This window comes from Thermosporothrix hazakensis (assembly GCF_003253565.1).
Lineage (GTDB): Bacteria > Chloroflexota > Ktedonobacteria > Ktedonobacterales > Ktedonobacteraceae > Thermosporothrix > Thermosporothrix hazakensis.
Window position 1 is genome coordinate 95,265 of record NZ_QKUF01000016.1, and the last position, 11,000, is coordinate 106,264.

9 protein-coding genes are annotated in these 11,000 nt (G+C 51.5%); 4 read left to right on the forward strand and 5 right to left on the reverse strand.

Going from position 1 to position 11,000, the window contains the following annotated elements; all coding sequences use genetic code 11:
• Positions 1 to 214 precede the first annotated feature (214 nt).
• The gene (locus EI42_RS19935) at positions 215 to 553 is read right to left on the reverse strand and encodes a cytochrome P450 (protein WP_111324400.1); all 339 of its coding nucleotides are present in this window, start codon (positions 551 to 553) and stop codon (positions 215 to 217) included.
• Positions 554 to 953: 400 nt separating this feature from the next.
• Here EI42_RS19935 and EI42_RS19945 point away from each other — a divergent pair, with 400 nt between their 5' ends.
• Positions 954 to 1,964, forward strand: a complete 1,011-nt coding sequence (locus tag EI42_RS19945) for a phosphotransferase enzyme family protein (RefSeq protein WP_111324402.1) — start codon at positions 954 to 956, stop codon at positions 1,962 to 1,964.
• Between the two features lie 412 nt (positions 1,965 to 2,376).
• Here EI42_RS19945 and EI42_RS19950 read toward each other — a convergent pair whose 3' ends face one another.
• Positions 2,377 to 2,853 (reverse strand): DinB family protein, encoded by a 477-nt coding sequence (locus EI42_RS19950; protein ID WP_111324403.1) that lies wholly within the window; start codon positions 2,851 to 2,853, stop codon positions 2,377 to 2,379.
• Positions 2,854 to 3,172: 319 nt separating this feature from the next.
• Positions 3,173 to 3,790, reverse strand: coding sequence for a TetR/AcrR family transcriptional regulator C-terminal domain-containing protein (locus EI42_RS19955; RefSeq protein WP_111324404.1), 618 nt, complete (start codon positions 3,788 to 3,790; stop codon positions 3,173 to 3,175).
• 107 nt (positions 3,791 to 3,897) lie between these two features.
• Here EI42_RS19955 and EI42_RS33375 point away from each other — a divergent pair, with 107 nt between their 5' ends.
• Positions 3,898 to 5,799: an alpha/beta fold hydrolase gene (locus EI42_RS33375; RefSeq protein ID WP_211326266.1), complete on the forward strand. Its 1,902-nt coding sequence runs from the start codon at positions 3,898 to 3,900 to the stop codon at positions 5,797 to 5,799.
• Positions 5,800 to 5,996: 197 nt separating this feature from the next.
• Here the strand turns inward: EI42_RS33375 and EI42_RS19965 are convergent, their stop codons facing one another.
• Entirely contained in the window at positions 5,997 to 6,230 is a 234-nt protein-coding gene (locus tag EI42_RS19965; RefSeq protein WP_170142768.1) for a zinc-binding dehydrogenase, read from the reverse strand.
• Between the two features lie 180 nt (positions 6,231 to 6,410).
• Positions 6,411 to 6,728 carry a hypothetical protein gene (locus EI42_RS31990; RefSeq protein WP_137686437.1) on the reverse strand — a complete coding sequence of 106 codons (318 nt, stop codon included), beginning with the start codon at positions 6,726 to 6,728 and terminating at the stop codon, positions 6,411 to 6,413.
• A 1,037-nt stretch (positions 6,729 to 7,765) separates the two neighbouring features.
• Between EI42_RS31990 and EI42_RS19975 the strand changes: the two genes are divergently transcribed.
• A complete protein-coding gene (locus EI42_RS19975) occupies positions 7,766 to 8,185 on the forward strand; it encodes a hypothetical protein (RefSeq protein ID WP_111324407.1) in 420 nt (139 codons plus the stop codon).
• Between the two features lie 2 nt (positions 8,186 to 8,187).
• On the forward strand, positions 8,188 to 11,000 hold a 2,813-nt coding region (locus tag EI42_RS19980), incomplete at its 3' end, for an NACHT domain-containing protein (protein WP_146505388.1).

The window sequence follows — 11,000 nt, forward strand, 5'->3', positions numbered from 1 at the left end:
TTTGATGCGGGGAGTGTCAACAGGGGTGCCTATCGTTCCAGGGGATTCTATGCAATCAATAGACGGATACCGTTTGCCTGACACACTGTGTCGCATAACATATGTTAAGTGAGCTTGAGAGCAGAAACGTTCGCATGAGGATGGTAAGCTCGCTCCAAAAGGAGCGAAATGCCATCCTCAAGAGAGGTAACAGACAGAGAAAAGAATTCCCAGGTCATGGGAAGATGAACCAACCAAAAGTTGCCGAATCGTTTAGCCTCCAGGGCACTTCTTCAGGCGAAACCGCCAGGCGTCGCAGCAACGTCGACCGTAACACACGCAGTTCCATATGCGCGATCTGCTGCCCCACACAGGCGTGAATGCCGCATCCAGACGTCACCATCGGATTAGGCACCCGATCAAAGTTGAGCTCATGTGTATGAGGAAAAACAGACACATCCCGGTTTGCGGCAAGGATATCAAGCATCATCACCTCACCGGTGTGGATCGTGGTTCCGCTCAGGGTTACATCAGCGCGGGCAATATGTGCCTGTAATAGGGCTGTGCATTCCATCGTAACGGATGGGTGGCTCCTGGAGCATGTCAGCGATCCTGAGCCGTTTCTTGAGTCACTGGATCTCAGGATACGGCGCCTTGCTTCTCTGGTCTTTCAAGGGCAGTCGTGATCAGGAAGGGAGAAAAAAGTGTGCAGTGTTGCAGCATCGCTTTCCGAAAATATACTCATTTCAAGGTATACTATAGGGAGCCAGGTGAAAGAAAAATCAGGTATATGACCACCTTCTCTGCTTCCTTTGTGGAAAACGAGGACAAGCGAAGCGGGGGGATGGTGCTGGCTGCACTGAAATGGCGGGCACGACTTTCTGACACGGTGCTGCTCACGTTGCCAGGGAAGAGCACTGATGAGGTGAGTCAGTTTGCTTTCAGGCTGCTTCAGATTTTAAGAGGAAGAGCACATGAAACCATATACCCTTCTTACACATAAAGGACGCTATCGCCGACTCCGGGCTATGGCGCAACAGGCGCTTACCCGCTATGGATTCGAGCAGGCAAAACTGACATTATTGAACAATGTGAGTACTCCGATTGTGCGGGTCGACGTGCCGGCTGGCCGCTTTGTCTTGCGCATCCACGACCCGGCGCAGCTCTCGCGTGATGAGCTGCGTTCTGAACTGCACTGGCTCCTGGCGCTGCATCGTGATCTTGGGATTGTTGTGCCTTTGCCGCTGACGAACCGCGATGGCGAGCTGCTTACCGAGGTGACGAGTGATGCGGTGCCCGGGCCGCGCGTGATTGTGTTGTTTCACTGGGTTGAGGGGACGATTCGCGAGGCCAGCCTGGGCGCGAAGGAGTTCCGGGCTGTGGGGAAGTTTATGGCAGGGCTGCATGAGCACTCGCGCCGCTTCCAGCCGCCTCCTGGCTTTACGCGGCCTCGGCTTAACTGGGGCTGGCTGTTCGGTCCGCAGGCGCCATTGGGCACGTCGCGGGCTGAGGAGGTCTTTTCGCGCAAGGAGCGGGCGCTCTTCCAGTGTGCATCCGAGCATATCAGGCTGCGAATGGAGGCACTTGGTGAGGGGCCCGAGGTCTTTGGCATGATCCATTCCGACCTGCATCAGTATAATTACCTGTTTTACCGGGATGAGGTGCGTGCGATCGATTTTCAAGACTGTGGTTGGGGGTACTATCTGTTTGATATGGCGCCCACGTTCAGCGAGGCGTTGGAGCGTGAGAATGTGACCGAGGCGGAGTGGGCAGTACAGCGTGCAGCATTTCTTGAGGGATATCAATCGATACGCGCGCTTCCTCACGACTACGAGGAGCAGCTTCAACTCTTTGAACTGGTACGTCAGATCGATCTGGTCAACTGGGTATTGAGTTGGCCAACGCTCGATCTTCGTGACTGGGGACCGGAGTTCCTGCGGCACGTCGTAGAGGCGCTTGAACGGCGCTTCCCGGTGCGTGCCTGAGTATTCTCACATACTGTTCTGATTCTGCTCGCCTGACAGGAATCCCTCATGCCATCCTGGTGAAGGTCACACAGGCTACTTGCAGGTGTCCCATCCGGCACCTCAGGGAGGTAAGATATGAGCGATGTGCTTCCATCTCCTGGCCTTCCATAGCGATCCTGACCGGTGGTATATGTGAGCGCTTCCAGATCCCGCGAGAGTCTTTCTGATATTCTGTCTGCTCCTTGAGCCCCAAAACCCATGTGAGAAACGGACTGCTGCGTTCTTACCTGCTTGCCTCAGAAGAACTGCCTTGAGCTCTGGATCGACGCCTGCTCGCATCGAAGCGTGCTGCGAATTGGGGTTGTGGCCTCCTTTACGCGTCGGTGCAGAGCTTAAGGCAGAGAGCAGGTGTCCTATTCTTCAAGGTGTTTTATTGAAGCGTTGAAGCAAGTGCCAGGTCACGAGTTAATTCCGCGTGCCCTACATGTTCAGCTATATGGGTTGCAACAATAAGAAGAATATCGAGTCCCGTGATGTAGCCACGACGAGGATGGAGATGTTTTCGTTCCAGGTCATCAGCAGAAAGGTTCAGGAGTGTCTGCTGCAATCGTTCACGCAAGGACTGCCACTGAGCGATCAAGGCATCTGCGGACTGGCCTTTCGCCTGAAATTCTTGCTCGCGATCTCGCTGACTTGGTTGGTCAAACAGCGTGAGGAGGAGACTTTCTTCTGTATGTGCAAGGGTGTGAACAACCAGGGCATACAGGCTGTTGGTATTAGGAGCAGGAGGACGCCAGTTCAGTTGGTTCTCATTTAGCCCATCAAGGCATTTGACCAGACGATCGAGCGAACTCAAAATGGAGTGACAGAAGAGGCTCGCCTCGCGAGATGGGATCTTTGACTTCATTGAGCTTCTCTCTCTTCTTTTTTCTCCTGATTATACTATAGCCATTTTCTTCTCGTCGAGAGGGGAAGGTTTTCCTATCGTGTACAGACGCGCAAGGAGGCTTGCGTGTCCTGGGAGAGAGACGCAGGTCATTCTTTTTGAAACCAGGAGTCCTCACCCACTCCTCTAGCTTTATTACCATCTGCCACGGGCTGTCCTGCGTGAAGAGCCGGACAGAGACGAACCCGAGCACTCCGGCAATAATGGTAATAGGTAAAGCATTCTGAAAACAGCCACTTTTCTATACTCAACAGGGAGAGAAGCGATCGGGTCTCTGCGTTTACTTCTGAAGCTGTTGTTTTGCTCCCTCAAGGATGAGCTCCAGTCCTGCCCGAAAGTCCATCTCTGTTGTATAATGGTGAATCCGCTTCTCATGTTGGATTTTCGAGATAAGCGTCTCTTCTGAGGAACGAGCTTGCTTTATAGAAGCATTGGTTGGTGCTGCCTGTTCTTCGATTACAAATCCATAGACATAGGAGAGAGCTGTAGAACAGGTGAGAAAGGCCTGACGGAGAGAGAAGCCTGCGCTCATCAGGCTTTGAACGATCAACTCCATAAGCTGCGCTAACTGGACAGCCCGGCCTAAACCAGCACCTGCAATGACGCGAGCCCCTTCGCGATGAGAAAGCATTGCCTCTCGTAGATGCTCACAGGTTGCTTGCAACCACTTCGACCATGGCTGCTCTGGAGTTCGTCCTTCCCATTGCACGAAATAGGGAGAGAGCAGCGCATTTGCCAGCTCGTCAAGCAACTCCTGTTTGTTCTGCACATGCCAGTAGAGTGCTCCCGCGTGAACATGAAGTTGAGCAGCAACTTTTCTGAGCGTGACCCCTTCCAAACCCTCGCGATCAAGAAGAGAGAGGGCTATTGTAATAATCTGTTCTCGGCAAATCTTCATACCACTTGACAGTATAGCATATCCTGGTGTAAATTAAACAGTGTTCAAGTTGAACGGTGTTCAATTTTTGGTAGAGAAGATCCCTTTAGATGAGAAAGGAACATTGTATGACTCCAAACAGCTCTGCTCGTATTGCCATTATCGGTGCGGGCCCGGGTGGCCTGACACTTGCACGCATTCTACAAACCCGTCATATTCCTGTAACCGTCTTTGAGCGTGAAAAACACCCGGACGAACGGCCTCAAGGAGGATCGCTTGACCTTCATCCGGAAGGCGGTCAGTGGGCCCTCCACCTTGCCGGGCTCGATGAACCATTCCAGCGTATTGCACGCTATGAAGACCAGGGGATGCGCCGCCTGAGCAAAGAAGGCAAGGTCCTCTTTGAAATCAAGCCAGATGAGGGATCACAGAACAGACCGGAAGTTGACCGAACCGCCTTGAGAGCGATGTTACTGAACTCGCTCACGCCTGGTGTGGTGCGTTGGGGGCATGAAGTCCGGTCAGTTCGACAAGGGGGCGACGGAACCTACGAGATACAGTTTGCGCATGGGACAACAGAGGTCTTTGATCTGGTGATTGGCGCGGATGGGGCCTGGTCCCGTGTTCGTCCGCTCCTTTCAAGTGCCACGCCTACGTATACAGGTGTCACCTTTCTTGAGTTCGGTCTGGACGATGTGGATCAGCAGCATCCTGCTGTTGCTCAACTGGTAGGGCACGGAGGTATGTTTGCTCCTGCCGCGAACAAAGGACTGATGGCACAGCGTAACGGTCATGGGCACATCCGTGTGTATGCATGCCTTCGTATTCCTCTGGGATGGGAAAAAGCAACCGGTTTCACCCCTGAGCAACCTCAAATGGCGCGTGAGTGGCTTCTTAACCAGTTTGCCGATTATGACGAGAGCCTGCTTGCTTTGATTCGGGAATGTAACGACCAATTTGCAGTCAGGCCGCTTTTTATGCTTCCTGTTGGTCATCGCTGGCCGTTCCATCCGGGGGTAACGCTTCTGGGTGATGCAGCGCATTTAATGTCACCTTTTTCTGGTCAGGGGGTAAACCTTGCCATGCGCGACGCGGCCGAGCTTGCTTGTGCGATGAGCGAATGCAAGAGCCTGGAAGAGGCGGTGATGACCTATGAAAAAGCGATGTTTGCTCGCGCAGAGATTGCGGCACGTGGTGCTGAGGAGGGCCTGAGGAAGGCAATCGCTCCCGATGGAGCCGATCATCTTCCCCCTGTTTTTCAGGATCAGAAACCTGCCGCTCTTTCTGCTCCTTCCAGGACACGCCGGGAGGCTTTTGCCGACGACCTGATACTACGGGTTGACGAACAGGGGAATGGTCGCCCTCTCCTCATCTTGCATGGCGCAGCAGGACCCCAAAGTGTCTCCGGGCTGGCTGAAGGACTGGCAGAACAGGCACATGTTTTTGTTCCTACCCATCCTGGGTTTGAGGGTGAACCGCGCCCGGAGTGGTTTAATAGTGTTGACGATCTCGCATTTACCTACCTTGATCTTCTTGACCGGCTCGACCTGCACGATGTGGTCGTTATTGGTTGCTCGTTTGGAGGCTGGATTGCAGCCGAACTGGCAGTACGCAGTACCACGCGCCTGGGTGGCCTTATCCTGATTGATGCAGCAGGGATCAAGGTAGACAAGCTACCACAACCCATGATGCGTCCGCACACAGCCAATCAGGCAGAGGCGGCTCGCGGATGGCCAGCAAATCTTGAGGCATTACGTGCCTATGTTGGACCAAGCGGGCTATGGAATCCCAAATTGCGTCGCCGCCTGAGACGCGTCAACGTTCCAGTGCTCTGTCTTTGGGGCGAGCATGATACCTTTGTTCCTCCAGACTACGGGCGTGCTTATGCTCAGTCGTTGCCCAATGCTCGTTTTGAGCTGATCCCGCAGGCCGGACACCACCCTCAGAGAGAGCAACCTGAGCGTGTGCTGACACAGGTGAGAACATTCCTGAACAGCGTCGCAGTTCCCTCTGCGCCGATGAAGCGATAAACAGCAATTTACTTCGCTCGATCGGCCGAGTAGTTGATGTGTTGATTTACCTTCTGGATGGGTGATTCTCTCTCAGAATGTCACTTCCCGCCATTTCCCTCTTCTCTCAGACGGAACGTGTGGGGAAAAGACAGCGTTGAAAGGACGGAGCTTTCTGTGCTCCTTTGTACAGGTATGCCCGGAGTTTTTGCTTGAAATCAGGGGAATTGCCAGATAGAGTGGGTGGCTTCCCCTTTCCAGGGAGGCCACCATTGTGCCTCTCTTGTTCCTGAGACGAGCTTGCCCCGAACATGGCCGCTCTCAATCAGAGTATGGGCGCGCCCGGCTTCCTGAAGCGAGAAAACACCATCCAGGTATGTTTTCAGTTTCCCCTCTTCCGCTATCTGTGTGAGTTGTGCCATCTGCTCCCCGGAAGGGTGCACCATTGGCATATTGACACTCCCCAGGGCACAAGTCCAAGGATTCTTCATTCAGCCGATCAGCTTGCAAGTGGGAAACTGAAAATACTGATCGGGACAGTTTGCTGACGCCTGATGAGACTGAGTGTTTTCTTTTCCTCACAAGACTAAGACAGCGCAGCCGTATAGTGCAGCCAATCAGCACATCCTCCATCATCCCAGGTATTCGTTTCGCCTGAGATAGTGCCATCTCCCATAGACTGCATTATCCTGATAATAGACATTGGTTGTCTGACCGGGACAAAACGTGTTATTCTGCATATGAGACTCCGTCCAGACAGTTGCCGAACTCTTTCCTGGTCCGTAGGAATCTCCAATGCGATGACTTGCCTCAAACCAACCAGTCTCGGAAAGCCACCAACGATTATCACTACCAGAATAAGAGGTCACCACGCTCCCATTGTAGTTAAAAGAAATAGTATCTTGTACCCAGTTTACTGCAATATCGATGGGGTCCCACCATGTTGTCATGAAATTTCCAGACCGAGCTGCATGGCGAAGATGAGCCGTAGAGAAACTCTGCTTCAAGGCTCCTTTCTTCGATCGAGGAGGAGTCAATAATTTTGCTGTCAGGCGGGGTACCAACGGCGAGAAGTTGGGTATGCGTTTCAGTATTCGCGAAAACTTCCACAACTCTCACTTTTTTCTCTTTGTTGGCATGCAGCAAAAAGCGCTATCTATATCCCTGCTTCTCCTGGACTCCATGCAACACAAAATACTGAACGCCCTCAGATTCTAAGAGCCCATCAATAGCGAAGACAGTCGCTCTGGTTAGAAAGTGACTCGGATGTGCTAGCGGCGTGAGCGTGCCTGATATCGTCCCATCTTTCACTTTATACGCTTTTGCTACAATAGATGCTGCATGGGCAGAAGTAATATTGAACTCGAGAGAAAACATCCCTGCGAAAAGAAGGAGTAAGGTAAGAGAGCACCAAAATCGAATACGCGATTTGAACAGAACCATGATATCTTCTGCGCGTTGCTATGAGAGATCAGTATGGTAAAAAAAAAGCAGGCGTGCGAAGCCTCCTATGTGCCTGTCGCTGTCAAAATGCCACGCCTTTTACGCTCCATTCCATGCTATCTCCATTCCTCTTCGGAACAAAAGCAGCGATATAAATTCATTCCGTGTGAAAGGTATATGGAACAAGTAATATAAATGTGTATTACACAACATTCTATATTTACCATTATACTTGTAAAGTAAATAGATACTATTTGAATAGAGATATGGTAGTTTCTCCTCGGAGTGCAGGGAAGGTCGCTGACTTATTTCTGACAGAGGAATGCTGTGCAAAAACAAAATAACATCTCTCGTTCTCCTCGACAGAATCTGAGATGACTATTGTGCAATAGTATCGGGTTCTGTTTCTTCCCTCCTTCATAGCTCCCTTGTCTTTTCTCTTCAAAAAAGGCTGTTTTTCTCTGCTTTTAATTGACAGGTCGCGATGCGTTTAGTAAAGTAGAAAGAAGCTATGTAGAACACCACAAAAGGAGAATCCTGGAAGATGGAGGACTCAACGATCGTCATTTTGGAGCTTTCTGAAGAAGCACAGCAGTTACTTGAAGACCAGGGAATTGATCTCTATGAGGAGCTTCAGCAAGAAGTGCCAAACCTTCGCATGCGTTTGCAGGCTGATCCGGCTGCGCCTGTCGGGAGTCGGGATCTCACCACCGTTTTGCTTGTCACAGCAGCAGTGGCAGGTAGCCTTACCCCTCTCTTGATTCGTTTGATGAACCAAATCACCCCTCCTAACCGGGAAGAGACCTGGGAGATCGAAGAGACGGTCACGAGAAGTCCTGATGGAACGGAAACAATCATGCGTAAAACTATTGTTCGCAAGGGTGAGCAGCGTCCCTGGATCGCGCCACCTCCCTCTGTATCGATGCCAACGCTACCGGCTTCAGAGGAGGAGAAGACGCAGTAGTCATGACCCATAGACGCTTTGCCTATCTCATAGGGGCCAATGGTCCAGCTTCTTGCCGCCTCTCCTATGCTGAACAAGATGTGGAACGCCTGGCTGCTGTGTTTCGCGGGGAACGTTGTCAGTTTATCGCGGTGGAGTCCATTATTGCGGAGAGTCGCCAACAGGTGCTCTCCGGGCTCAAGACGTTTTTAGATCAGTGTCGGTCGGAAGATACAGTGATTGTGGTCTTTGCTGGTCATGGTTGTCTCTATGGAGGTGATTTTTATCTGGTGTGCAATGGGACAGACCTCAATGACCCGGTTGCTACGGCGATCGAATGTGCTGCAATCAAGAAATATATCGAGTATTGTTCGGCTCGCTCGAAAGCGCTCATTTTGGATTGTTGCTGGGCCGGGGCGGCACATCAAGGAATATATCGAGATGTTCCTGACGAACGCGCTGCATTGCAATCTCTCTTTCATGGCTGTTCTCACTTTATTCTTTCAGCCTGTTCCCACAGAGAGAGGGCTTTAGAATTGGAGCATTTAGATGGAGGGTCGGGGTTTCTCTCCTGGGCGATACGGGCTGCCTGTACGACTCACTTTGCCTGCGTCTCTCCAGATAAGATGTCACTCTCGCTGCAAGATATCTGGGCATGGATGCCGCAAGCGTTGCAGGAGGTGAAAGAGGTGAAAGAGAAACATGGCATTCACGAGTTGTTGCCTGAGCCGTGGCTCTTTGGTGAGCAGAAGGGGGGGAACTGGGAAATCTGGCTGACCGATCCGCCTAAGAAGGAAAGAGTTGCTCGGCGAGATCTGAGTCAAGCTCGTCAACGTTACCTCGAACACGTGAAGCGTCTCTACGAAAACGTGAGACTGCCATTTGGACCTGATGGCCTCTCCTTACATGCATTGTATCAACCACTCCGTTTATTGCCGAGTTCTCGATCTGCTGAGGATCTGTCACGAGACGAGCGGCGCTTTTTGCCAGACGAAGATGAGCAGGTAGCGAAGAAACAGAAGGAACTCGCTGTTCAGCATGTGGTGGTCGCTCATATTGAAGAGGCGTTAGAGAAAAGCACTTCGGGTCGGCTCATTGTCCTGGGAGGGCCCGGCAGTGGAAAGACAACAACACTCAAGTATCTGATCTCTGTTTTTGCCCAAAAAGCGCTTGAAGATAGCGCGGCTCCGCTGCCTCTTTTCATTTCGTTATCAGAACTTGCTCGCATCAATCTTTCCATCTCCGAGTATCTCAACGAAATGGTGAAAGAGTATGGAATAGAGCGGGAGTTTGCAGAGGTGCTGTGGCAGGCGATTGAGGAAGGACAAGCGTGCCTGTGTCTGGACGGACTGGATGAGGTGAAAGCGCAGGATCGTACCAGACTCATCGCGTGGATCAATCACCAGAGTGCCAGGCAAGGAGGCCTCTGGCTGGTAGGTTCCCGTTTCACGGAATACAAGGGAGGACAGTTTCAGCAAGGACGTTTTGCCGAGTGGGAGCTTCAGCCACTCGACGAGAACCATCAGAAAGAACTGCTCAGACGCTTATTTCCTGAGCTGGAGCGTGTGTTTCTGGTTCAGCGCCAGTCACCTCCAGATATCGACACCTTTCTACATCAGCTAGCACAGGATATGCAGGTCACAAGCTGGTGTGAGAACCCCTTACTACTCAGTCTGGCAGCAGCGGTCTATGTGCGAAGCGGAAGCTTGCCCTCCAATCGAGCCCAATTGTATCAGCAAGCTATCGAGGCGGTCCTTGCCTGCCGAAACGCTGATCCTATCATTCGGGAACTGGTTCTGTTTCGATTAGAAGAGCTGGCACTGTGGGTGCATCAGTCTCGTGGTCGGGTGTTTACACTGGAAGAGCTGCTTCTGTTCTTTCGCGAGGTACAGGGCTGTTCTGATACTGAAGTTGGACAGATTGCCAGAAACCTGCTGCAATCGGGGGTGGTAGAGAGCGTAGCGAACAAGACGTATGGCTTTCGGCATCTGACCTTCCAGGAATATTGTGCTGCTCGTGCATTGTCCCGCCAGCTCTGTAGCCGTGATCCGCGTGCCAGAGAGGCCGGATGGCAATTGCTCCAGGAAAAGCGCACATATAGCCGCTGGAGCGAGGTGTTCAAATTGCTGGCGGTCACATTGCTGCAAGCGCATAAGAAAGTGGGTCTGGCGGTAATCCAACGTTGGTTAGAAGACTTGCTTGAACAGCAGGAGACTCCAGAGGGAGACCCCGGGAACCTATGCCTGCTTCAGGCGCTTCAACTGCTTATTGAACTGGCTTCATTTCCTGCACCTCTGCTTCCAATAGGGGAAAGAGTTTTTCAGCAGTGGAAGCAGGAGTTGTGGGAAGCTGTCGAGCAGCGGCGTACAGGGAAACAAGACCATTTGCTCGCAGCTCTTCAGGGAGGAAAGCGTCTCCCTGAAGCTGTACGATCCGCATGGACGAACTCTTTACAGCAGTTGTTGCAGGAACCTTCAATACAGAACAATGTTAGTTCTTTTTTGTTTGTAGCTCACGCTTCGCTTCAACTTGGTGCAGCGGATCAGGTATTTCGGGTGTTACTTGAACGATATATGGACTATTTTTTTTCGGTTTCCTTGATAGAAATAGTAAAATGTGTCTCATTCTCCTTATTAGAAGACGCTTTCTTCTCAACTGATAAAGGGAAAAGAAGTTTTGTAATCCCTTTTTTAGGGGAACGAGATGATATTCCGGATACATGGATAGAAATGGCTTGTAATGATGAGGATGGGCATGTGAGGAGAAAAGTGGTAGAAGTAATAGGGCATAGAGTAGAGGTAGAGAAGTTATTGCCATTACTCAAGGATGAGGATGG